Genomic DNA, 22,938 nt, shown 5'->3' with positions numbered 1-22,938 from the left:
CCGCCGGCCGAGGGCGCTGCCGCCAACCGGTGACGACGGTCCGCGGCAGCGCCCGGCCGGCTCACTCGGCGGACTGGGTGAAGTCGGCGTGCAGCCGCCGGGTGTGGTCCACGTACCTCCCGGGCCCGGTCAGCGTGACCGTCGCCGTCAGTCGCGGGTCGGTGCTGGACGCGGCCAGACGCAGTTCCAGTGCGCCCGGCTCCACCACGCGCCGCCCGTCGCGGCCGGTGAACGCGGCGAGGTCCGCCGGCACGCTCACCCTGACCCGGCGCGCCTCGCCCGGCCCGAGCGGCACCCGGGTGTACCCGATGAGCCGCTGCACCGGCTGGACGACCGAGGCGACGGGGTCGTGGAGGTAGAGCTGGACGACCTCGGTGCCCGCCCGGTCCCCGGTGTTGCGCACCGTGAAGGCCAGCGCGAACGCGCCGTCCGTGGGACTCTGCGCGTCGCCCACGGCGGGGTCGCTCCAGGTGAACGAGGTGTACGAGAGGCCGTGTCCGAACCCGAAGGCCGGGGTCGGGTCGATGTTCGACACCTCGCTGGCCTGGGCGAGCCGCGCGCCGAGATAGGTGGCGGGCTGCGCGCCCGGACCGCGCGGCACGCTGACCGGCAGCCGCCCGGAGGGGTTGGTACGGCCGCTGAGAACGCCCGCGATGGCCGCGGTGCCCTCGGCTCCGGGGAAGAAGGACTGCACGATCGCGGCGGCCCGGTCCGCGGCGCGGCCCAGTGCGTAGGGCCGCCCGGCGACCAGGACGGCGACGACCGGCGTTCCCGAGTCGAGGACGGCGTCCAGCAGTTCCTGCTGGGCGCCGGGCAGCGCCAGGGAGTCGGCGTCGCAGCCCTCGCCGCTCGTCCCGCGCCCGAACAGTCCGGCCCGGTCGCCCAGGGCCGCGACGACGAGGTCGGCCCGCCCGGCGAGCTCCGCCGCCCCGGCGATGCCGGAGGTGTCGCCGTCGTCGATCCCGGTACCGCGCGCCACGGTGATCTCCGCGTCCGGGAACTCCCGCTCCAGGGCGTCCCGCAGCGTGGGCAGGTCGATGCCCGCCGGGACCTGCGGATGGTGCACGCCGACGTGCAGCGGGAAGGAGTAGCAGCCCAGTACGGCGGTCGGCTCCTGGGCGTTGGGGCCGACCAGGGCGATGCGGCGCGGCTCGGCGAGCGGCAGCGTCCCGTCGTTGCGCAGCAGCACCACGGCCCGGTCGGCGATCTCCCGGGCCAGCTCGCGGTTGGCCGGGGTGTCCAGGTCCACGGTGCCGCGCAGGGTCCCCGGGTCGTCCGTGTCGGCGCCGGCGAGGGCGGCGGGAACCGGGTTCCAGTGGGCGTCCAGCAGACCGAGCCGCGCCTTCTGTGTGAGCACCCGGCGCAGGGCGCGGTCCACGAGCGCTTCGGGTACCCGCCCGGAGGTGACGGCCTCCAGCAGAGGTGCGCCGAAGGTCTTGACGGTGGGCAGTTCGACGTCGACGCCGGCGTGGAGCGCGGCTCCGGCGGCGTCGGCCCAGCTGTCCGCGACACCGTGCAGGATCTTGAGGAAGGCGATGCCGAAGTAGTCGGCGACCACCGTGCCCTCGAAGCCCCAGGTGTCGCGCAGCAGCCCGGTCAGCAGCTCCTCGTCGGCCGCGGAGGGCAGGCCGTCGGTGTCGGTGTAGGCGTGCATCACCGACTGGGCCCCGCCCTCGCGCAGCGCCATCTCGAAGGGCGGCAGCAGGACGTCGGCGCGCTCCCGCGGGCCGACGGCGACGGGGGCGAGGTTGCGTCCGGCGCGTGAGGCCGAGTAGCCGACGAAGTGCTTGAGGGTGGCGACGACTCCGGCCGACTCCAGGCCCTGCGCGTAGGCGGTGCCGATGGTGCCGACGAGGTAGGGGTCCTCGCCGATGGTTTCCTCGACGCGGCCCCAGCGGGCGTCCCGGACCACGTCGAGCACGGGCGCCAGGCCCTGGTGGACGCCGACGGAGCGCATGTCGCGGCCGATGGCGGCGGCCATGCGCCGGATCAGGTCCGGGTCGAAGGTGGCTCCCCAGGACAGGGGGGCCGGGTAGGCGGTGGCGCCCCAGGTGGCGAAGCCGGTGAGGCACTCCTCGTGGGCCATGGCCGGGATGCCGAAGCGGTTCGCCGAGGCGATGCGCTGCTGGGTGCGCATGAGGGAGAGCGCGCCGAGCGCCGGGTCGACGGGAGCCGTGCCGAAGGGGCGGGTCAGCTGTCCCAGGCCGGCCGGCAGGAGCGCCTCGATGTCGACGGCCTCCTCCATGTCGTGCTGGTGGGGCGCCACTTCGCCGCCCTCGTCGGACGCGCCGACCCACACGCCGAAGAGCTGCGCGAGCTTCTCCTCGGGGGTCATGGCGGCGATCAGGGCGGAGACCCGGGTGTCGGTGTCCTGGTCGGGGTCGTTCCAGACGTGCGGGACGGAAACGGGGGTTGTCTCAACTGCCACGTTGGCGGTCACTTTCCTCCGACGCCCATGAGGCCCTGGACCAGGGCGCGACGGGCGAACAGGTAGACGAGCAGGACGGGCATCATGGACAGCACCACGGCGGCCAGCAGGCCCGGGATGTCGATGCCGTGCTCGGTTTGGAAGTTGTACAGGCCCAGCGTGATCAACTTGGTCGAGTCGGACTGGGTCAGGACGAGGGGGAACAGGAAGCCGTTCCACGCCTGGAGCGCGGAGAACACCACGATCGTGGACAGCCCGCTCCTGGAGAGCGGGAGCACGAGCTGGAAGAACACCCGCCGGGTGGACGCGCCGTCCATGGCCATCGCCTCGAACAGCTCCTGGGGGATGTCGCGCATGGTGCCGCTGAGGATCAGCGCGGTGATGGGCATGCAGAACGCCGCGGTCGGCAGGATGACGCCGATCAGGTTGTCGTAGAGCCCGGCCTTGCTGATCAGGTAGAACATCGGGACGATCACGGCCTGGGCCGGGATGGCGAGGCCCAGCAGGAACAGCCGGAAGACTCCCGAGGTGACCCTGCCGCGGGCACGCACGATCGCGTAGGCCAGCGGCGGTACGAGCAGGAGCACCAGGCCGACGACGCACACGGTGACGATCACGGTGTTGAGGAAGTAGCGCCCGAAGCCGTTGGAGAAGGCTCCCGTGTAGTTGTCGAGGGTGAAGCTGTCCGGGAAGGACAGGGGGCCGTTCTGTGCGTACTCGGAGCGGGACTGCACCGTCGCGGCGAGCATGACGTACAGCGGCAGGCCGACGAGCAGCAGCCAGCCCACGGAGGCCGCGCCGGCCACGTAGTTGGGGCGTCTTTTCATGACAGACCCTCCGCGGAGCCGCGCATCTTGTCGTAGCCCGAGACGCGCACCACGATCAGTGAGATGACCGTGGCGGCGATCACCAGGACGAGTGCGATGGCCGAGGCGGCGCCGAAGTCGAAGCCCTTGAAGGCCTTTTGGTACATGTAGTAGGCGCTGATGGTGGTGTCGGTACCGGGTCCGCCCTGGGTCAGGATGAGCACGGTCTCGAAGGTGGTGAGGCCGCCGACCACCATCAGGATCATCGAGGTGATGATCGAGTTGCGCAGCTGCGGCAGGGTGATGTGGAAGAACTGCCGGTAGCGTCCGGCCCCGTCGATCTCCGCTGCCTGATAGAGGACTTGGGGTATGGCGCGGGCGGCTCCCTGGTAGATCAGCGTGTGGAACGGCGTGAACTGCCAGGTGCTGACGAAGGCGAGGACGCCGATCGCGGTGGACTGGCCGCCGAACAGATTGCCGTCGCCGAACAGCCACTTCGCCTGGGACGGAACCCCGAAGTTCGGGTCGAGCAGCGCCCGCCACAGCACGGAGACGGCGGTGGAGGACAGCAGCAGCGGGACGAAGTAGACCGCCGACAGGACGGCACGGTTGCGTTGTCCTCCGGCGGCCCAGACGCCGAGCAGGATGCTCAGCGGCGTCTGGAGGGCCACGCCGAGGGCGGTGATCAGCAGGCTCAGCCAGATGCTCTCGACCATGACCGGGTCGGCGAAGACCCGGCTCCAGTTGTCCATGCCGACGAACTCCGGTGATCCGAGGCCGTTCCAGCTGGTGAAGGACAGGACTCCCACCATGATCAGTGGGGCGATCGCGAAGAGGCAGAAGAACACCGTGGCCGGGAGTGCCCAGGCGAATCCCGGGTGTCCCATGCCGGAGACACCGGCGCTCCTGTTCCGGCGGCGGGTGGCCGGCTCGTCCGCCCGGGTGGGCGGACGGACTCGTGTCATCTGTGTGGTCATCGGGGACTCAGGTGGTGGGAAGGGCCTGCATGGCCTTGATGAAGCCGTCCGCGTCGAGCTGGCCGTTGAAGAACTGCTGAACGGCCTGGTGGATCGGGGTGATGGCCGCGGGCGGGTAGGCCTGGTCCCACGACAGCTGGAAGGACGGGGCCTTCTTCACCAGGTCGAACTGGTAGCGCGAGTACTCGGGGCTGGCCGAGGTGTCGAGGAATTTCTCGGTGTTCGTCGTGGTCGGCAGGTTGCCGATGGACAGCTGCTTCTTCACGAAGCTGTCGGCGTACATGAGCTTCAGGAACTCGGCCACGGCCTCGGGGTGCTCGGTCTTCTTCAGCACGGAGTAGAAGTTGTTGGTGTTGCCGACCAGGTTGCCGGGGTCGCCCTTGGCGCCCTCGACACTGGGGAAGGCGCTGTAGCCGAGGTTGTTCTCGGCGAACTTCTTGTTGGCGTCCTGCTGGGTGGAGTACTCCCACGAACCCATCAGCTCGAAGCCGGCCTTGCCCGCGGCCAGCAGAGCGGGTGACCCGCCGTCGGTGAACTTCACCGAGTCGAAGTTGGTGCCGAAGGCGCCGGCGTCGATCAGTTGCTTGAGCATGCCCAGCGCCTTCTTGCTGTCCGCACTCGCCCAGGCGTCCTTGTCCCCGTCGAGCGCCTTCTGGAAGAGCCCGGGGCCCGCGACACGGTCGTAGAGGTACTCGAACCACATCAGCGTCGGCCACTGGTCGCCGCCGCCGAGGGCGATCGGCGTGACGTCGGCCGCCTTGAGCTTCTTGACCGCTGCGAGCAACTCGTCCCAGGTCTTGGGCTGTTCGACGCCCGCGTCGGCGAGCACCTTCTTGTTGCTGAACAGCAGGACGGGCTGGGTGCCGCGCATCGGGATGCCGTACGGCTTGCCGTCGACCTTGGCGGTGTTGAAGACCGAGGGCAGGAACTGGGCCACCAGAGAGGGGTTGTCCTTGATCATGCCGTCCAGCGGCAGGAGCAGATCCGCCTTCACGAACGGCTGGATGCTGCCGCCGCCCCAGTTGAAGAAGACGTCCGGGGCCTGCGGCGTGCTGATGACCGTCTGCAGCTTCTGTTGGTAGTCGGCGCCGGGGATGGTGTCCAGCACCGCCTTGATCTGCGACGTCTTGTTGAACTCGGCGACGAGCTGCTTCTCGACCTTGTTGGTGGCGTCCCCGTAGACGAGGACGTGGATCTTCCCCCCGTCGGAGGACGACGTGCTGTCCCCGTCCCCACAGGCCGCGAGGCTCAGGGCCAGGGCCATCGTCACGCCTCCGGCGACCATCCGGGGGAACCGCGCACGTGTCTTCATGGCGAACCTTTCGAAAGTTTCGGCGGCATTGCCGAAAGTCACTGCGATTCCTGGACCGTAAGGGAGGTCTCTCCGGGGGTCAACGGGGGTGCAAGCGCGCGATCAAACCGTTATCGAGGAGATCACCTCACCTTCGCGCCTGCACACTCTCGGCCAGAGTGCGGGGAGTTGAGCGCGAGTGGTTGACCGACCGGACCCTTGCCCATAAGTTCTGCGCAGTCATTCGGAAACATGCTCGCAACTTTCGAATGCAGCGCCTCGCACTCTCATCCACCCCGCCCTCCCGCACACCGCCGGACCACTCCGGCACCCGTAGAAGGGGATGACATGCACATGATCTTCAGGTCGGTCGACCGTGGCCCCGCGCCGCCGCCCCGGCGGCGTTCCCGCGCCCGTAAGGCACTCGTCCTGGCCACGGCGGGCCTCCTGGCCGCCGGGGGCGTCGGAGCCCTCTCGGACACGGCCCACGCCGCCACCACCCTCGGCTCGGCGGCGGCCGCCCAGGGCCGCTACTTCGGCACCGCCGTCGCGGCGGGCCACCTCGGCGAATCGGCGTACGTGTCCACGCTCGACCGGGAGTTCACCTCGGTGACCCCCGAGAACGAGATGAAGTGGGACGCCGTCGAGCCGTCCAGGAACTCGTTCAGCTTCGGGTCGGCCGACCAGATCGTCAGCCACGCCCAGAGCAAGGGCATGAAGGTCCGCGGCCACACACTGGTGTGGCACTCCCAGCTGCCCGGCTGGGTGGCCGGTCTGGGCACCGCCGACCTCAGAACGGCGATGAACAACCACATCACCCAGGTCATGCAGCACTACAAGGGGAAGATCCACTCCTGGGACGTCGTCAACGAGGCGTTCCAGGACGGCAACAGCGGCGCACGACGCAGCTCGCCGTTCCAGGACAAGCTCGGCAGCGGCTTCATCGAGGAGGCGTTCCGCACCGCCCGCAGCGCCGATCCGGCCGCCAAGCTCTGTTACAACGACTACAACACCGACGGCGTCAACGCGAAGAGCACCGCCGTGTACAACATGGTGAAGGACTTCAAGTCCCGCGGTGTGCCGATCGATTGCGTCGGCTTCCAGTCCCACTTCAACAGCGCCTCGCCGGTACCCGCCGACTACCGGGCCAACCTGCAGCGCTTCGCCGACCTCGGCGTCGACGTGCAGATCACCGAGCTGGACATCGAGGGCTCCGGCGCGTCCCAGGCCACGAGTTACGGCAACGTCGTCAAGGCGTGCCTGGGCGTCTCGCGCTGCACCGGCATCACCGTCTGGGGCGTCACCGACAAGTACTCCTGGCGCAGCAGCGGCACCCCCCTGCTCTTCGACGGCAACTACGCCGCCAAGCCGGCCTACGACGCCGTGATCTCGGCGTTCGGCGGCACCGGCGGCGGCAATGCCACCTGCTCCGTCTCCTACAGCAGGACCGCGTCGTGGAACGGCGGCTTCAACGGCAAGGTGACCGTGACCGCGGGCACCACCGCGATCAGTGGCTGGACCGTGGCGGTCACGGTGACGCCGCCGCAGAAGGTCTCCGCCACCTGGAACGGCTCACCCACCTGGGACAGCAGCGGCAACGTGATGACGATGCGGCCCAACGGCAACGGCAACCTGGCCGCGGGCGCGTCGACGAGCTTCGGCTTCACGGTCATGACGAACGGCAACACCTCGGCACCGGCGATCGGGAACTGCACCGCGTCCTGACCACCTCCGCCCCGGGCCGCTCGGGCCCGCCCCGCGGACAGGCACGCACCTCCGCGGGCGGTGCCCGGGCGGCCCTCCCAGGTACAGCAGTCAGTACAGGAAGGACGCGCACATGACCGAGATGTCCCCACGGGGACCGGCCGCCGGCCGGCGGCCGGCGAGAGCACGGCTCACGGTGAGAGCTCGGCTGACGGCTCTCCTGGCAGGGATCCTGCCCCTGCTGTCGACGCTCCTCCTCGTCGTCGCCGCGCCTCCGGCGTCGGCTGCCACGCTGACGGAGGTGACCGGCTTCGGCAGCAACCCGAGCGGTCTGCGGATGCACCTGTACGTGCCGGACAGCGTCCGTGCCAGGCCCGCCGTGCTGGTGGCGGTGCACTACTGCACCGGTTCGGGTCCCGCCTTCCACGCGGGCACGGACTTCGCCTCGCTCGCGGACCGGTACGGCTTCGTCGTCGTCTATCCGTCGGCGACCCGGAGCGGCAACTGCTTCGACGTCTCCTCCCCCCAGGCCCTCAAGCGGGACGGCGGCAGCGACCCGGTCGGCATCAGGTCGATGGTCCGTTACGCCGAGGAGCACCTGAACGCCGACCCCGGCCGGGTCTACGTCACCGGGGCCTCCTCCGGCGCGATGATGACCAACGTCCTGCTGGGCAACTACCCCGACGTGTTCAAGGCCGGCGCCGCCTTCATGGGCGTACCGCACTCGTGCTTCGCCACGACCGACGGCTCGGGCTGGAACAGCGCCTGCGCGAACGGGACGGTCGACAGGACACCGCAGCAGTGGGGCGATCTGGTCCGGTCCGCCCACCCCGGCTACGGCGGCGCCCGCCCGAGGATGCAGATCTGGCACGGCACCGAGGACACCACGCTGCGCTACCCGAACTTCGGCGAGCAGATCGACCAGTGGACGAACGTGCACGGGGTGAGCCGGACAGCCGCCTTCACCGATCACCCGCAGTCCGACTGGACCCGCACCCGCTACGGCGGCACCGGCACACAGCCGCCGGTGGAGGCCATCAGCGTGCAGGGCACCGGCCACACCCTGCCGGCGGCCGGCATGGCGGCGCGGGCGATCGCGTTCTTCGGTCTGGACGCGTCCGGCCCCGGCCCCGGCCCCGAGCCCGCCCCGGGGACCTGCCGGGTGGGCTACACGGTCAGCGCCTGGAACAGCGGTCTGACCGCGACGATCACCCTCACCAACACCGGTACGGCCCCCATCGCCGCCTGGTCCCTCGCCTTCACCCTGCCCGCGGGACAGAGCATCGTCTCCGGCTGGGGGGCGACCTACAGCCCGGGCAGCGGCTCGCTGACCGCCAAGGGCCTCTCGTACAATTCCACGCTCGCGGTCGGGGCCAGTACGCAGATCGGCTTCCAGGCGAGCCACACGGGCAACACCGGGAAACCGGCGTCGTTCACGCTCAACGGGGCTCCCTGCACCACCGCCTGACGGCCGTGGTCCCGGCAGGTCCTGCCGGGACCACGGACTTCTGCCTGATCCTTTGGGAGCGCCTTTTCCGCGACCGGCCGGGTGACCCCCGCAACTGTCCCTCGCATGCTTTCCGTTCCCCGGGACGGCCGGGTCCCGATCGCGAATCGGGCACTGCCGGGAGAGAGTGGGAGTCATGCATGCCAAGGACGTTCTCGCCGAAGCGTACGGACGGATCCAGGAGGAGGTGCACGCGGCCGTCGACGGACTCTCCGCCGAGGAGCTGAACGCCCCGCCCCGGATCGGGTCCAACTCGATCGCCTGGCTGATCTGGCATCTGTCACGTGTGCAGGACGACCACGTCGCGGACGTGGCCGGCCACGAGCAGGTCTGGGTGTCCGCGGGCTGGGCCGGCCGCTTCGCGCTCGGGCTGCCCGAGCGCGACACCGGGTACGGCCACACGTCGAAGAAGGCCGCCCAGGTCCGGGTGGACTCGGGCGACCTCCTGACCGGCTACTACGACGCCGTGCACGAGCGGACCCTCGGCTTCGTCCGCGGACTGGCCGACAAGGACCTGGAGCGCGTCGTGGACGAGCAGTGGGACCCGCCGGTCACCCTGGGCGTGCGCCTGGTCAGTGTCCTGGCCGACGATCTCCAGCATGTCGGCCAGGCGGCGTACGCCCGGGGGCTGCTGCGCTGAGCGGTCAGACCGCCGTGCGGCCCAAGGCCCCGGCGTCCGCGTAACCGGGCAGCACGACGTCCCGGATGAGCGCGGTCCGCTCGTCGAACGGGAGGAACGCGCTCTTGAGGGCGTTCACGGTGACCGTGCGCAGATCCTCGACGGTCCAGCCGGCCTCCTCGACCAGCAGCGACATCTCGCGGGTCATCGTCGTACCGGACACCAGGCGGTTGTCGGTGTTCAGGGTGACGCGGAAGCCGAGGTCGCGCAGGGCCGTGATGGGGTGCTCGGCGATCGAGGTGGCCGCACCGGTCTGCAGGTTGGACGTCGGGCACATCTCCAGGGCGATGCGGCGGTCGCGCACCCAGCCCGCGAGACGGCCGAGCTTGCCGTCCACGATGTCCTCCGTGATGCGCACACCATGGCCGATGCGCTGGGCGCCGCAGACCTGGAGCGCCTGGTGGATGCTGGGCAGGCCGTGCGCCTCACCGGCGTGGATGGTGAAGGGCACGCTCTCACGGCGCAGGTGCTCGAAGGCCGCGAGGTGGTCGGCCGGCGGGAACCCGTCCTCGGCGCCGGCGATGTCGAATCCGACGACACCGGCGTCCCGGAACGCCACCGCCAGCTCCGCGATCTCACGGGTCCTGTCGAACATGCGCATGCCGCACAGCAGGGTGCCCACCCGGACCGGGGTGCCCGCGGCCGACGCCTTGGCCATACCGGCCGCGAGGCCCTCCTGCACGGTCCGGACGACCTCGGGCAGGGTCAGCCCGCCGTTCAGCATCAGCTCGGGGGCATAGCGCACCTCGCCGTAGACCACTCCGTCGGCGGCCAGGTCGAGGACGTACTCCTCGGCGGTGCGCAGCAGGCCCTCGCGGGTCTGCATGACGGCGAGGGTGTGCTCGAAGGTGGCTATGTACCGCACGAGGTCACCGGAGTTGGCGGCCTCGTAGTACCAGGCGGCGAGCTCCGTCGGGTCGGTGGTGGGCAGCGTGTGGCCGATCGCGGCGGCGAGTTCCACCAGGGTGGCGGGGCGCAGTCCGCCGTCGAGGTGGTCGTGCAGCACCGCCTTCGGCAGGCGGCGGATGGTGTCGATGTCGATGCGGTGCGCGGTCATGCGTTCTTTTCCTCGGCAGGTGGTGCGGTGGCGGGCGATGGGTTCCGCGGACGCGTGGTGCGCGGGTCGTGCGGGGGTCAGGCGCCGGTGGCGGGCTGGAGCAGGTCCCAGCGGTTTCCGTACAGGTCCTGGAAGACGGCGACGGTGCCGTAGGGCTCGTGGCGCGGCTCCTCCAGAAAGGTCACCCCGGCGGCGCGCATCCGGGCGTGGTCCCGGGTGAAGTCGTCGGTGTGCAGGAAGAAGCCCACGCGGCCGCCGGTCTGGTCGCCGACCCGGCCGCGCTGCGGCTCGTCCTTGGCGCGGGCCAGCAGCAGCCCCGTACCCGCGCCCTCCGCGCCCGGCTCGACGACGACCCAGCGGGAGCCGTCGGGCCGCGGGGCGTCCTCGGCGAGGCGGAACCCGAGGGCGTCGGTGTAGAAGCGGATCGCCTCGTCGTAGTCGTCGACGACGAGGGTGACCAGGGCGATGCGTCTCATCAGGACCTCTCCGGAAGTTATACGTAACACGGTAGGGTACGGCATCCCGCGAGCGGTTCGTCCTGGCGACCCCGGCGGCTCGGCTCGTGGGCCCACGCGAGGCCGGGGCGCGGGCGGCTCGGCCTCGCGTGGGCCCGCGGCGCGGGGCGTACCCGCCCCTGGCCGGCCTCACCTGCGGCGACCGGGTGACCCCTCGGCCTGCTCGCCCGGCCGTCCCCCACCGCCCTGGTTGCCGTCCCGGGCCGCCCCGCGGGCCGGTGCCCGGCGACGGACCCGTTCATGACATCGTGGAGATCGACTCGGGACCCAGTCCCCCGCCCAGCGCTGCCCCTCACAGGAGTTGAGAGCATGACCGAGAAGCCGAAGGCGACCGGAGCCCCCGCCCGCCAGAACGTCACCTTCCCCAGTGCCGGGTCCACCGCGCACGGCTATCTGGCGCTGCCGTCGTCCGGGCAGGGGCCCGGCGTGATCGTCATCCAGGAGTGGTGGGGTCTGACCAACCACATCGCCGACGTCGCGGACCGGCTCGCGCAGGAGGGTTTCGTGGCGCTCGCTCCCGACCTGTACGGCGGCAATGTGGCCCACGAGAGCGATGAGGCCCTGCGGATGATGCAGGATCTGCCGGTCGCCAAGGGTGTCGAACTGCTCTCCGGAGCTGTCGACCATCTGCTCGGCCTGCCCGAGGTCACCTCGGACACGGTCGGCGCGGTCGGTTTCTGCATGGGCGGCGGCTTCGTGATCTACCTGGCCGCGGCCGACCGACGCATCGGTGCGGCGGTGCCGTTCTACGGGGTCATCCAGGGGAACCTCCCCGACTTCTCCGCCCTGGCGGCGCAGGTCCAGGGCCACTACGGCGAGCTGGACACGAGCATCCCGCTCGAGAAGCTGGACGAGCTGCGGGCCGCCGTGCAGCAGCAGTCCGGCATCACCCCGGACCTCCGCGTCTATCCGGCCCAGCACGCCTTCTTCAACGACGGCCGGCCCGAGGTCCACGACCCGAAGGCCTCTGCGCAGGCCTGGCAGAGCACGGTGGCCTTCCTTCACGACCAGCTGGGCTGAACGCCGCCGACCGTAGCCGCATCCACCTGTCGGACCACGATCCGCAGCGTGCGCTGCCGTCGGGCTGACGGTGGTGTGGCGCGTGCCGGCGAGGGCCTGCCCGCGGGCCTACGTCACTCGCCGTGCCGGTGGGACGTGTCGAGGCGGGCCGTCTCCACGTCGGTGAGGCGGAGCGCGCCCGCGGCCACGTTCTCGGCGAGGTGCCCGGGGTTGCCGGTGCCGGGGATCGCAAGCACCTGCGGGGCCTGCGCAGCGTCCACGCCAGGCGGACCTGGGCGGGCGTCGCACCGTGCGGACGCGCGACGGCGTTCACGGCGTCGTTGTCGGCGCCGCTCGGGCCCCGGGAGCCGCTCTGGCCCGCGATCACGAAGAACGGGACGAAGGCGATGCCCTGTTCCTCGCACATCCGGAGCACGGCGTCGGTCCCGGGGTCCGGGGAGCCGAGAGCGCAGGGACGAGAAGTAGAAGGCGGCGGTGCCGATGTGGTCGGCGCCCGGTTCGACCGCGCGCCGCAGCACGGCGATCGAGCGGTTCCGGTCGCTCGGCGTGCCCTGGTGGAGGGCGGCGCTGCCCGTTTGGGGGTTCGCACAGGGCCTGCCCGCACGGCTCGCAAACCCCGAGGGTCCGGTCCCTGCCGCCGCCGGGTCACGTGCTCGGAGGTCCGGGCCGGTACGCCGGGTCTCCCTGCGCGAACCCGTGTGCCGCAGGCGTGCGCTTGGATGACCGGGTGACCGTTCATGATGTTGCTCGAAAGTTGCCCGAGACGGGCGTTCTGCGTGACCACTGCCGTTCCCTGGCCGTCGCGGAGGCGGTTCTGAGACCCGGGGACGGGTGGGTCGACCGCCACCACTCCTTCCACGACCACTGGACCGGGAAGGAGTCCCTGGCCTCGATGCGGGACGGGTCGGGCGACGAGTACTCGATCGTCTTCTCCGCGGCCGGCGTGTACATCCGTGGGTTCGATCACGAATCCCCCATGAGCCCCTATGCGGAGGACGGGCCGTGGCCGGGAGTGCTCGACGAGGTTCCCGAGGTGTTCCGGTCCTACGTCGAGGAGCCTGCGTTCTCGGACGAGGACGGGATGCCTGTCGTCACCGCGTGCCTGTGGCGGGAAACGGGGGACGACGGCTGGCGGACTGGGACGATCGACTTCCCCGAGCGTGCGACGGAGGATCCGGACGGCGCCGGGTACCTCTTCCAGCTGCTGGTGGACCGGTCGCCACAGGCGTTTCAGCGGTGGGCCGAGGACTACTACGCGGTCCCGGTCGACCTGGACGCCGTTCGTCACGTCTTCGCGTCACGCCCGCTGACGGAGGAGGTGGTCCGGGCGTTGAATCCGGCGACGAGCCTGGCAGGCGTGGCGACGGACATCGCGGGGACCGGTTACCCGGGGGACTGAGTCGCCGCCCTCACGGATACACGTACGTGTTCAGGGTGTCGACCGCGGCCGTGGGGCTGCCCAGGTCGTAGCGGTCCACCGCGAGGAAGTTGGGCTTCTTGCGGGCGGCGGGACGGCAGAACCGCTGGGCGCGGTCGGCGAGTTTGCCGTTGTCCGCCGAGGCGGTGGAGGCGACCGTGGCGTCGCGGAAGTGGTTCATGACGAACAGCGGGCGGAAAGCGCCCTCGGTGCGGGTGAGCGGGATGTTGGTGGTGGCGTCGTACCAGCGGCTGTAGCAGGACCAGTCGGAGGAGCCGAGTCCCGATCCCATGGACCAGTGATTCTCCACCGTCCACTCGCGCTGGTACATGACGCCGAAGCTGTCGCGCGTCAGCCCGGCGGCCTCGTCGGAGGAGCGGCTGTGGTCGGTGAAGATCAGCAGGCGGTCGTCCGCGGCCAGCAGGTCCGCCAGCCGGGGCCAGCCGTGCTCACGGACGCCGGTCCGGTCGGGCCGGTAGAGGACGTCGGACAGGCCGTCGACGCGGGCGAGTTCGCCGCGCAGGACGCCCGGGTCGACGTAGTCCTCGAGGAAGACGGTGACGAACTGGTCGGGGTGCTGTTTCAGGAAGTTCACCATGCGCTGGAGGTCGACCCACAGGGCGACCGGCCTGCTGACGAGGGTGCAGCTGTTGTGGCAGAGGATGGCCCCGTCGGAAGTCTGGTGGACGTCGAGCATGAACCCGCGTACGCCGTCGGACAGTTGCCGGTCGATGCCGCGAGTCTGGTTCGGGAACATGTTGACGAAGGGCGGTGCGAAGCCGCCGTCGACTCCGTTGGCGTAGGCGTTGTGCGTGGTGAGGAAGGTGACCTGGTCCAGGGTGCGGCGGTCCTGGGGCGGCATCGGGCCGGTCTGCGGGTCGACGGGGGTGAGGTACCAGGCGGCGAGCTCTCCCGCGGCGCCGACCGCCAGCTGCTCCGGGTGGTTGGCACCGGCCGGTCTGGCGCCCACGGTCAGATACCGGTCCGTGCCGGGGGTCCGGAGCGTGTACCGGTCGGCCCCGGCCGGCGTCACCTCCCACGCGGCGTCACCGGCGTCGCACGCGACCGTTCTGGCCTGGTCTCCGGAACGGCCGAGGCAACGGTTGGCCGCGTCCGCGCTCTCCAGCACGTACGAGGATCCGCGTGACCGCAGGATCCACTGCTGATGGTCCTCGTTGCCCCGGGGACGGTGCTGGACGACCGCTCCCCCGCTGTCGGCCGCGTTGAGTCCCGTGGTCGCGCTCTGGACGTAGTAGGAGCCGGGGCCGGGCACGTCCGCGGCGCTCACCGGGCCGGGCGCGAGGAGGACCGAGGCGAGCGCCGCGGCGGTGACGGCGAGCAGGGTGCGAGGGGGCGGCATCACTGTGACGGTGTCCTTCCGTGCCGGACGACGAGGACGGGCGGAGCGAACGCGGACACAGGATGCCGCACCATGCCATGCACCTGACAGTGCAGAACCGGCAGGACCTCCTCAGCAGTAGAGGTTGCCGCCCGCGGACGTGCCGAGGATCTGCACGAACCGCTGGTACGCGTCCACCCTGCTCTGCACCTGGGCCGGGTTCCTGCCGTCGCATTCCAGCGAGCCGTTGATGCTGCGGATCGTCTGGCCGAATCCCGCGCTGTTGACCATCGCGTTGTGCGGCGTCATCGTGCCGGGTCCGCTCTGGGTGTTCCAGTACCAGAGCCCGGTCTTCCAGGCCACGGACGCGTCGGTCTGCACCAGGTTGGGATTGCGGAGGAGGTCGATGCCGAGCGCGTCGCCCGCGGCCTTGTAGTTGAAGTTCCAGCTGAGCTGGATGGGGCCGCGGCCGTAGTACGCAGACTGGCCGGCCGGGCATCCGTACGGCTGGCTCCAGTCGCAGTAGTGGGGGTAGTTGGCGGTGTTCTGCTCCACCACGTGCACCAGGCCACCGGTCTCGTGGTTGACGTTGGCGAGGAAGGCGGCGGCCTCCTGCTTCTTCACCGTGTCGCTGCCGGTCTTGGCGAAGCCCGGGTAGGAACTGAGTGCGGCCTTCAGGCCGTTGTAGGTGTAGAAGGAGTTCCGGTTCGGGAACATCTGGTTGAACTGGGCCTCGCTCACGACGAAGCCGTCGGACGGCGTGGTGGAGCCGTCGCAGGCGTAAGGCTCCCAGTACCAGGTGCTGATGGTCGGGTCGTAGCCCGGGTTGTCGTGCTCGGCGACGTAGGCCCTGCCGTCGGTGTACCGCACGACGTTGCCGGTGACGTAGGACTTTCCGGCGACCCAGCTCGGGTAGCTCGAACAGGACGCGGCGGACGCGCCCGCGGCCGGCAGGAGTACCGGTGCGGCCGTGCCGACGATGAGTGCGGCCATGACGGCGGAGATTCGGCGCCTCGACACAGGATCGACTCCTTTGCGAACACGGCCGCGCCCGGCGCAGGGCGGAGCGGAGCTGGACCCAGCACGCACGCGCCGGCGAGCACCGGCACGGCGTCGGGGGCGGCCGCGGTGGGGGGTTGTGGAGGCACACTCAACCGCGTTGGTCTGTACCAGTCAAGGGTGTAGACCAGTCGAATCCGACAACGTTGGCAGAGGCGTCAGCTTCCCCGCCGGAAAGGCCCCTTCGCGTACGGTGCGCCTGCGGCCACGCCCCGGCCGGGCATGCCGATGGCCCGGGCCGTCCGTGCGGACCCGGGCCACAGCGTCGTTCACTCAGCCGAGCGGCTTCTCCAGTACGGCCTTGCGGTGGCTGAACGTCTCGATCGAGTAGCGGCCGTGGTAGCTGCCCATGCCGCTCTCGCCGACGCCGCCGAACGGCAGGTCGGAGACGGTCAGATGGGCCAGCGGCAGGCCGAAGCCGAGGCCTCCCGAGGACGTCTCGGCGGCCAGCCTGCGGCGCGTGTCGTCCGACTCGGTGAAGACGTACAGTGCCAGCGGCTTGTCGCGGTCGTTGATGAAGCCGATGGCCTCGTCGAGGTCCGCCACCGTGACGATCGGCAGGATCGGGCCGAAGATCTCCTCCTGCATGACGGGCGCCCCGGGATCGACGTCGGCGAGGACGGTCGGCGCGATGTACTTGGCGGCTCGGTCGGCGCCGCCGCCGGTGACCGCTCGCCCGGAGTCGAGCAGCGCGCCGAGCCGGTCGAAGTGCCGCTCGTTGACGATGCGCCCGTACTCGGGGGAGGTTCGCGGGTCCGTACCGAAGAGCCGCTCGACGGCGCGGGCCAGCTCGGGTTCGAGGGCGCGGGCGGTGGCGGGGTCCGTCAGGACGTAGTCGGGTGCGACGCAGGTCTGCCCCGCGTTCAGGAACTTGCCGCGCACGAGACGGTCCGCGACGACGGCCGGGTCGGCGTCGCCGTCGACGAACGCCGGGGACTTGCCGCCCAGTTCGAGGACCACGGGCGTGAGGTGCTCCGCGGCGGCCCGCATCACGATGCGGCCGACCGTGCCGTTGCCGGTGTAGAAGATGTGGTCGAAGCGCTCGGCCAGCAGCGCCGTGGTCTCCGGGACGCCGCCCTCGACGACGGCTACGGCGTCGGTGTCGAGGTACTGCGGCAGCAGCCGCGCCAGCGCGGCGGAGGTGGCGGGGGCCAGCTCGCTGGGCTTGGCGACCACCGCGTTGCCCGCGGCCAGCGCGCCGAGCAACGGCGTGAGCAGCAACTGGAGCGGATAGTTCCACGGCGCGATGACCAGGGCGACGCCGAGCGGGTCGTACTGCGTCCACGCCGTGGCGTCGGCGCCGAGGTGGGCGGGGACGGGCGCGGGCTCGGGGCGCAGCCAGCCGTCGAGGTGGTCCAGGGTGTGGTCGATCTCGCGCACGGTGAAGTCGATCTCGGTGCGGAAGGCCTCGGTGGAACTCTTGCCGAGATCCTCGTGGAGAGCGGCGGCGAGGTCCTCACCGTGCGTGATCAGCAGCTCGCGCAGGCGGTTCAGCTGGCTCGTGCGCCACTCGACGGGCTTGGTCCGGCCGGAGCGGAAGGTGGCGCGCAGCCGGGAAACGATGTCGGCGGGCTGCTCGGGAGTGGGGGTGTGGTTCACGGTGCCTCGCTGGTCGGGCGCGGCCGGGGGGCCGCGCGGGGTGCTCGTGAGCTGGTCAACAGCTGGATGTATATGCCAACCATTCGGGTGCCCCCAGAAATTCCTGGCTGAGGGAACGGGTGTCGTGGGCGGACCGGCATCGTCTCGTGAGGAGTGTGGGATCCGTGGCTCCGGTGACCGCACGGCACGGCGCCGGGGCCCCGTCCGCCCGCGGCTCGGCGTGAAGGACGCCGGGACTGCGCATGATCTCCTTCAGGACTCCGGCGCGGGAGGCTCCCCCCACCGGCGGCGGCACGCACGGGAGGCCGCCGGACCGGCACCGGACCCCACGACACCGGGAGATTCTTTCCATGACCACCGCACCGCACCCCCTCGTCGCCCGCGCGCGGCGGCTCGCGGACGACGTGCTGGCACCTCGTGCGCAGCGGGTGGACCAGGAGTGCGTACCCCTGAGCAGCCTCGACGCGATCAAGCGCGCGGGGCTGCTCGGGGTGAGTGCTCCGGTCGAGTACGGCGGGTCGGCCGCGCCGCCCGCGGTGGTGCGGGAGATCGCCGAGATCCTCGCCGGAGCTTGCTGCTCGACGTGGTTCGTGCAGACCCAGCACCACACCCCCGTGCAGACGCTGGTGAAGGGCGAGCCGTCGGCCCGGGAGCGGCTGTTGGGGCCGCTGGCGAGGGGGGAGCTCCTGTCGGGGGTCGCGTATGCCCAGCTGCGCGCCCACCCGCGTGTTCCGGTCCGGGTCACCCGGGAGCGCCGTGGCCGCCGCTTCGACGGCCACGTCCCCTACTACACGGGCTGGGGGCTGAACGACGTGATGCTGCTGGCCGGGGTGACCGACGCCGGCGAGGCGCTGTTCGCGTTCACCGAGGCACGCGAGCAGCCCGGCCTGCGCCCGTCTCCGCCGATGCGGCCGGCCGCGCTCGGCGCCTCCCGTACGGTCTCGCTGGAGCTGGACGGGCTGTGGCTCCCGGAGGACGCCGTGGCGCTGCGCGTCCCGTACGAGACGTGGGCGGCCGGTGACCGTCCGAAGAACACCAACGCGTCCCCCGCCGTCTTCGGGATCACCGAGGCGGCGCTCGGGCTCCTGACCGGCGACCCGGCCGCCGAGGAGACCGCGCACAACCTGCGGGCCCGGCTCGGCCGGGTGCGGAGACAGGCGTACGCGCTGGCCGACCACCCGGTACCGCACGAGCACCTCGACGAGCGGCTGGCGTGCAAGACACAGGCGTACGACCTGATGCGCGCGGCCACGACCGCGGCGATCGTGGCCGGCGGCGGGCGGGCCATGGACCTGGGCAGTCCGGCCCAGCGGTTGGCCCGCGAGGGGATGTTCCTGCTGGTGCAGGGGCAGACGGCCGAGGTACGCGGGGCACACCTCGCTGCGCTCACGGCCCGCTAGTGCCGGGGCCGGAGAGGTTTGCCGGGTCGCGGCGTCCGGTGCGGTGCATCGCAAGGCAGAGGGCCGCGGCTCGTACTGGACGTACTCGCGCGGTCCGACAACGCGGCGAGGTGGGCTTGACGTGGCCCCGTAGAGCTTGCCCTCGGCCCGGTCGTAGGCGGCGAACAGGTACCGGACCCCGTGCGGGCGGGTGCAGGTCGCCCGCCGGCGGGGCCTCGGTTCCCGGGCGGGGTCTTTGTGGCGGCCGCCGCGTTCGGTCCACTGCCGCCCGGGTGCACACGGCGCGAACGACATTCCGCTCGGCCCGGACCAGGTCACGGCGAGCATCCGTCAACGCCGCGCGGGTGCGTCGAGGAGATCGACGTCGCGCCCGCCGGCCGGGAGAGGGTGACGCTCGCCGCGGGCGTGGAGTGCTGCCGGTGATCACCCAGGACTGGCGGATATATTTCGTTGCTCGATATATACTCGATGCATGACCAGACAGAATCCGCCCTTGACGGAACCGCAGTACTTCATCCTTGCTGCACTCATGGATGGTCCGTTGCACGGTTACGGCATCATCAAGGCTGCCGAGCAGGCCACCGACGGGCGGCTCCGGATCGCTGTCGGCACTCTCTACGGCGCGCTGGAGCGGATGGAGCGGGCCGGGCTGGTGGCCGCCGACCATGAGGAGATCGTGGACGGGCGGGCGCGGCGCTACTACCGGCTCACCGAGGACGGCACCGAGGCGCTCGGCCGGGAGGCGCTGCGGATGCAGCAGGCGGCGGCCGTCGTCATCGGACGCTCGCGGGATGCCGGAGCGGCCCCGGCATGAATCGTCTGCTGCTTGCGGCCTATCCCGAGCCCTACCGTTCCCGGCAGGGAGAGGAGGTGCTGGCCTGCCTGTCCGAGGCGTATCCCGGCCGCTCCTGGCCCCCGCCGCGGGAAGTTGCCGCCCTGGTGCGCGCCGGGGTGCAGGCCCGCGCCCGTGCCGTCGTCGACGACACGGCCCGGCCTTGGTGGCTGGACGGCATCCATCTGGCCGCCCTGGCCCTCGCCGCGCTGGCGCTGGTTCCGTACTTGCAGGATGTGTGGCACTGGGCACTGCACATCGACCCCGGACAGCACGCCATCGCCTTCCACTTCTCCGGCTGGTACCCGTGGGCCGAAGGTCCCACGCGGATACGGCTGCTGCCCTACGGGCTGCTCCCGCTGGGCTGCCTGATCGCCCTGCTGCGCGGCAGACCGTGGATCGCGCTGCCGGCCGCGGCAGCCATGATCTGGGCCGGCGCCACGGTCCACGGCCGCACCCTCTTCGGCGACGAGGGCAAGGCGGGCCTGGGCTACTACGGTCTTGGCGCCCCGATAACGGCCCGTGACCTGGTGCTCTCGGGGGCACTGTGCGCCGCGTGCGCCGTGCTGGCGCTCTGCCGTCCCAGCCGTCTGCGACGCCGCTCGTACCGCTGGCTGGCCCCCGTCGTGCTCGCCATGTTCGTGGCCGGGGGCCTGCACATCATCTCCGTCAGTCCGGCTTTCCAGCGCGGTTTGTTCGTGCTCGAAGTCGCCGCGCTGATCGCCGCGTGGGTGGCGACGGCCGCCACCGGCGACCACCGGTGGCTGATCCCCGTCGCGGCGGTCGCGATCGTCCGCACACAGGCGATCGTCGTCCGTCCGGACGCGTTCATGCAGTCCTTTCCGGACCTGGTCGTCCTCATCCTGCTGATCGCACCCCTCCCTGCCCTGGCGATCGCCGCCCAGCGCCGTCAGGAGCAGGCACTCGCCGAATAGAGGCGGACCTCTGGTGGGCCGGCCGAGCCCGGCGGCCCCCGTCGTGCCGGAAGACGTGCGTGACCGAACTCCCCCCCCCAAAGGAAGAAACGAGCGATGACTCAGCACGGTTCTCAGTCCCTGCCCGCGCACCGTCCGGGTGCCTCAAGGCAGGCCCCCGAGGCCCCCGACGACCTCAGTCCGTCGCGTACGACACGGCCGTGGATGCCGGCTCTGCTGTACACCCTGGGGTTCCTGACGGTCTACCTGCTCGCCATCTGCACCCCGTGGGGGCAACGAGCTGAGAACGCCCTGTTTGATCTCGGTGAACAGGGCGGCGAAGAAGCATGGATCTACCCCCTGTCAGGATCGGCCTACGGCTCGACGCCCCTGCCGCCGCTGGAATTGAGCGCCAAGCCCACCCTGATGGTGGGCCTGGCCGTCATCGTGGTCCTCACCCTGGTGCGGCGGTGCTGGCGGCAGGGATGCGCGGCGCTCGGGGTCGTCATTCTCACGACCGGAGGCAAGGAGGTGCTCAAATCGACGCTGCCCCGCCCCGATCTGGTGGGCGCGCCGGAGAATCTCCTTGATCAGGGTTTCCCCAGCGGGCACACGGCCATCCCCGCCGCGCTGACCCTCGCCGCCGTCCTCGTGGTTTCTCCCCGCATCCGCCCCTACGCCGCCACGGCCGGTGTGCTGTGGCTCGCCTGCATCGCCGCCGCCAGCGCGACCATGGGCGGCCACCGGCCCAGCGAAGTGCTGGGAGCCACACTGTTCGCCTGTGCCTGTTACGGCCTCGCGACCTGGCTGCTGCCGCCAGCCGCCGCGCCAGGCGATACGCGGAGCCCCCGTGCGCTGCCCGTCGTCACCCTGACGTCGGCACTGGCCGTCGCCCTCGTTTCCGGCGCACGGAACGACACCCTCACAAGGTCACTGACCTCCGCGGCGACGGCCGTCGTATGTGCGGCCCTGGTCTGGTACGCCGCAGCCGGGCGGCCCGCCCGCACCGCACGCCGCACACGCCCCTCACTGGACTGACCACCCGGCCGGCTCCGGGCGGGAGTCGGCGCATCCTGGCGAAGCGGGCCCAGTTCACCGCCCTGCGCACCTCACCCTCGACGGCACCGACCACGCCACCCACGAGGAGCAGGGCAGCATGATCCGCCGCTAATCATCTGGCGAAACCGGCCTGTCGACGACCGGCACCTACGCGCCGTCGTCGACAGGGCGAACGTTGCCTGATGCGGCATTAGCTCGCGAACGGGACCTGTGCCGATGGCGCCGGTGTCGGGGCGAAGGGGTGCTTCCACAGGCCCCGGGCCGCCAGCCGGGGCAGGACGCCCTCGCCGAACCAGTACACCTCTTCCAGGTGCGGGTAGCCCGACAGGACGAACTCGTCGATGCCGAGGCGGTGGTACTCGGCGATGCGCTCGGCGACCTCGTCGTGGCTGCCGACGAGCGCGGTGCCCGCACCGCCCCTGACCAGGCCGATCCCGGCCCACAGGTTGGGGTGGATCTCCAGGCCGTCCCGGCTGCCGCCGTGCAGGGCGAGCATCCGCTGCTGGCCCTCGGACTCGCTGCGGGCGAGCCCTGCCTGCACGGACTTCACCGTCTCCGGGTCGAACCCGTCGAGCAGCTTGTGGGCCTCTGCCCACGCCTGCTCGGAGGTGTCGCGGGTGATCACGTGCAGCCGGATGCCGAACCGGACGCGGCGCCCCTCCTTCTCGGCCAGGCCGCGGACCCACTCGATCTTCTCGGCGACCTGGGCCGGCGGCTCGCCCCAGGTGAGATAGACGTCCACGTGCCGCGCGGCGACCTCGCCCGCCACGGGCGAGGAGCCCCCGAAATAGATCTCCGGCACGGGATCCGGCACCCGGGCGAGGCGGGCATCCTCGACCTGGAGGTGCTCGCCGGACAGGTCGACGGTCCTGCCCTCCCACAGGTCCCGCACGATCTGCAGGAACTCGCCGGTACGGCGGTAGCGGGCGTCCTTGTCGAGGAAGTCGCCGTACGCCCGCTGCTCGTGGCTCTCGCCGCCGGTCACGACGTTGAGCAGGAGCCGACCGCCGGTCTGCCGCTGGAAGGTGGACGCCATCTGTGCGGCGAGGGTCGGGGAGACGAACCCCGGCCGGAAGGCGACCAGGAACTTCAGCCGTTCCGTGTGCTGGCTGACCATCGCGGTGGTCAGCCAGGCGTCCTCGCACCAGGCACCGGTCGGGGTGAGTGCGCCGACGAACCCCAGATCCTCGGCGGCGCGGGCGATCTGGCTCAGGTAGGCGACCGTCGGCGGCCGGTCCCGGCCGGAGGCGGTGGCGGGGGTTCCGTGGCCGCCGCCCACGACATGCCGGCTGTCGCCGTTGGTGGGCAGGAACCAGTGGAAGGCGAGGGACACGG

At 71.1% G+C, this 22,938-nt stretch carries 19 protein-coding genes and 3 pseudogenes; 10 read left to right on the top strand and 12 right to left on the bottom strand.

Annotated elements, in window-relative coordinates; genetic code table 11:
• Positions 1-61: 61 nt before the first annotated feature.
• The 4 genes from AC0ZLC_RS07650 to AC0ZLC_RS07635 form a co-directional block, all read right to left on the bottom strand.
• Positions 62-2,440, bottom strand: coding sequence for a beta-xylosidase/alpha-l-arabinosidase (locus AC0ZLC_RS07650; protein WP_476751112.1), 2,379 nt, complete (start codon positions 2,438-2,440; stop codon positions 62-64).
• Positions 2,437-3,255, bottom strand: a complete 819-nt coding sequence (locus AC0ZLC_RS07645; protein ID WP_476751111.1) for a carbohydrate ABC transporter permease — start codon at positions 3,253-3,255, stop codon at positions 2,437-2,439. Before AC0ZLC_RS07645 ends, AC0ZLC_RS07650 begins: the two co-directional genes overlap by 4 nt.
• A complete protein-coding gene (locus tag AC0ZLC_RS07640) occupies positions 3,252-4,121 on the bottom strand; it encodes a carbohydrate ABC transporter permease (RefSeq protein ID WP_476751203.1) in 870 nt (289 codons plus the stop codon). Before AC0ZLC_RS07640 ends, AC0ZLC_RS07645 begins: the two co-directional genes overlap by 4 nt.
• A gap of 97 nt (positions 4,122-4,218) precedes the next feature.
• Positions 4,219-5,523: an ABC transporter substrate-binding protein gene (locus AC0ZLC_RS07635; RefSeq protein WP_476751110.1), complete on the bottom strand. Its 1,305-nt coding sequence runs from the start codon at positions 5,521-5,523 to the stop codon at positions 4,219-4,221.
• Between the two features lie 327 nt (positions 5,524-5,850).
• Between AC0ZLC_RS07635 and AC0ZLC_RS07630 the strand changes: the two genes are divergently transcribed.
• The 3 genes from AC0ZLC_RS07630 (at position 5,851) to AC0ZLC_RS07620 (ending at position 9,353) form a co-directional block, all read left to right on the top strand.
• Entirely contained in the window at positions 5,851-7,227 is a 1,377-nt protein-coding gene (locus AC0ZLC_RS07630) for a glycoside hydrolase family 10 protein (RefSeq protein WP_476751109.1), read from the top strand.
• A gap of 112 nt (positions 7,228-7,339) precedes the next feature.
• The gene (locus AC0ZLC_RS07625) at positions 7,340-8,674 is read left to right on the top strand and encodes an extracellular catalytic domain type 1 short-chain-length polyhydroxyalkanoate depolymerase (protein WP_476751108.1); all 1,335 of its coding nucleotides are present in this window, start codon (positions 7,340-7,342) and stop codon (positions 8,672-8,674) included.
• Positions 8,675-8,849: 175 nt separating this feature from the next.
• A complete protein-coding gene (locus AC0ZLC_RS07620; RefSeq protein WP_476751107.1) occupies positions 8,850-9,353 on the top strand; it encodes a mycothiol transferase in 504 nt (167 codons plus the stop codon).
• Positions 9,354-9,357: 4 nt separating this feature from the next.
• On the opposite strand, the gene AC0ZLC_RS07615 is transcribed toward AC0ZLC_RS07620, so the two are convergent.
• Both AC0ZLC_RS07615 and AC0ZLC_RS07610 read right to left on the bottom strand, forming a co-directional pair.
• On the bottom strand, positions 9,358-10,449 hold the full coding sequence (locus AC0ZLC_RS07615; RefSeq protein WP_476751106.1) for an adenosine deaminase: 1,092 nt from the start codon (positions 10,447-10,449) through the stop codon (positions 9,358-9,360).
• A gap of 77 nt (positions 10,450-10,526) precedes the next feature.
• Positions 10,527-10,925, bottom strand: a complete 399-nt coding sequence (locus AC0ZLC_RS07610; RefSeq protein WP_358855166.1) for a VOC family protein — start codon at positions 10,923-10,925, stop codon at positions 10,527-10,529.
• 348 nt (positions 10,926-11,273) lie between these two features.
• Here AC0ZLC_RS07610 and AC0ZLC_RS07605 point away from each other — a divergent pair, with 348 nt between their 5' ends.
• Entirely contained in the window at positions 11,274-11,984 is a 711-nt protein-coding gene (locus AC0ZLC_RS07605; protein ID WP_476751105.1) for a dienelactone hydrolase family protein, read from the top strand.
• A 113-nt stretch (positions 11,985-12,097) separates the two neighbouring features.
• Here AC0ZLC_RS07605 and AC0ZLC_RS07600 read toward each other — a convergent pair.
• Positions 12,098-12,691 (bottom strand): annotated as a pseudogene (locus tag AC0ZLC_RS07600) (aldo/keto reductase).
• Between the two features lie 20 nt (positions 12,692-12,711).
• Between AC0ZLC_RS07600 and AC0ZLC_RS07595 the strand changes: the two are divergent.
• Positions 12,712-13,383 carry a hypothetical protein gene (locus AC0ZLC_RS07595; protein WP_476751104.1) on the top strand — a complete coding sequence of 224 codons (672 nt, stop codon included), beginning with the start codon at positions 12,712-12,714 and terminating at the stop codon, positions 13,381-13,383.
• A 10-nt stretch (positions 13,384-13,393) separates the two neighbouring features.
• Here AC0ZLC_RS07595 and AC0ZLC_RS07590 read toward each other — a convergent pair whose 3' ends face one another.
• From AC0ZLC_RS07590 to AC0ZLC_RS07580, 3 genes are all read right to left on the bottom strand, one after another.
• Positions 13,394-14,761, bottom strand: a complete 1,368-nt coding sequence (locus AC0ZLC_RS07590) for a phosphoinositide-specific phospholipase C-related protein (RefSeq protein WP_476751103.1) — start codon at positions 14,759-14,761, stop codon at positions 13,394-13,396.
• A gap of 111 nt (positions 14,762-14,872) precedes the next feature.
• The gene (locus tag AC0ZLC_RS07585) at positions 14,873-15,760 is read right to left on the bottom strand and encodes a glycoside hydrolase family 19 protein (RefSeq protein WP_476751102.1); all 888 of its coding nucleotides are present in this window, start codon (positions 15,758-15,760) and stop codon (positions 14,873-14,875) included.
• A 312-nt stretch (positions 15,761-16,072) separates the two neighbouring features.
• Entirely contained in the window at positions 16,073-17,398 is a 1,326-nt protein-coding gene (locus tag AC0ZLC_RS07580; protein ID WP_476751101.1) for an aldehyde dehydrogenase family protein, read from the bottom strand.
• 350 nt (positions 17,399-17,748) lie between these two features.
• Here AC0ZLC_RS07580 and AC0ZLC_RS07575 point away from each other — a divergent pair, with 350 nt between their 5' ends.
• Positions 17,749-18,798 (top strand): acyl-CoA dehydrogenase family protein, encoded by a 1,050-nt coding sequence (locus AC0ZLC_RS07575; protein ID WP_476751100.1) that lies wholly within the window; start codon positions 17,749-17,751, stop codon positions 18,796-18,798.
• A 100-nt stretch (positions 18,799-18,898) separates the two neighbouring features.
• Here the strand turns inward: AC0ZLC_RS07575 and AC0ZLC_RS07570 are convergent.
• A pseudogene (locus AC0ZLC_RS07570) lies at positions 18,899-19,071 on the bottom strand (IS630 family transposase); the annotation flags it as partial.
• Between the two features lie 199 nt (positions 19,072-19,270).
• On the opposite strand from AC0ZLC_RS07570, the gene AC0ZLC_RS07565 reads away from it, so the two are divergent.
• From AC0ZLC_RS07565 to AC0ZLC_RS07550, 4 genes and pseudogenes are all read left to right on the top strand, one after another.
• Positions 19,271-19,612, top strand: a complete 342-nt coding sequence (locus AC0ZLC_RS07565; RefSeq protein ID WP_476751099.1) for a PadR family transcriptional regulator — start codon at positions 19,271-19,273, stop codon at positions 19,610-19,612.
• Positions 19,609-20,565: a hypothetical protein gene (locus tag AC0ZLC_RS07560; protein WP_476751098.1), complete on the top strand. Its 957-nt coding sequence runs from the start codon at positions 19,609-19,611 to the stop codon at positions 20,563-20,565. Before AC0ZLC_RS07565 ends, AC0ZLC_RS07560 begins: the two co-directional genes overlap by 4 nt.
• 96 nt (positions 20,566-20,661) lie before the next feature.
• On the top strand, positions 20,662-21,582 hold the full coding sequence (locus tag AC0ZLC_RS07555; protein WP_476751097.1) for a phosphatase PAP2 family protein: 921 nt from the start codon (positions 20,662-20,664) through the stop codon (positions 21,580-21,582).
• Positions 21,583-21,626: 44 nt separating this feature from the next.
• Positions 21,627-21,786: pseudogene (locus AC0ZLC_RS07550) on the top strand (IS630 family transposase); the annotation flags it as partial.
• Between the two features lie 7 nt (positions 21,787-21,793).
• On the opposite strand, the gene AC0ZLC_RS07545 reads toward AC0ZLC_RS07550, so the two are convergent.
• On the bottom strand, positions 21,794-22,936 hold the full coding sequence (locus AC0ZLC_RS07545) for an LLM class flavin-dependent oxidoreductase (protein ID WP_476751202.1): 1,143 nt from the start codon (positions 22,934-22,936) through the stop codon (positions 21,794-21,796).
• Between the last annotated feature and the right edge of the window lie 2 nt (positions 22,937-22,938).

Source organism: Streptomyces sp. GLSS-08, assembly GCF_056387915.1.
This window is presented reverse-complemented; position numbering and strand designations above follow the sequence as displayed.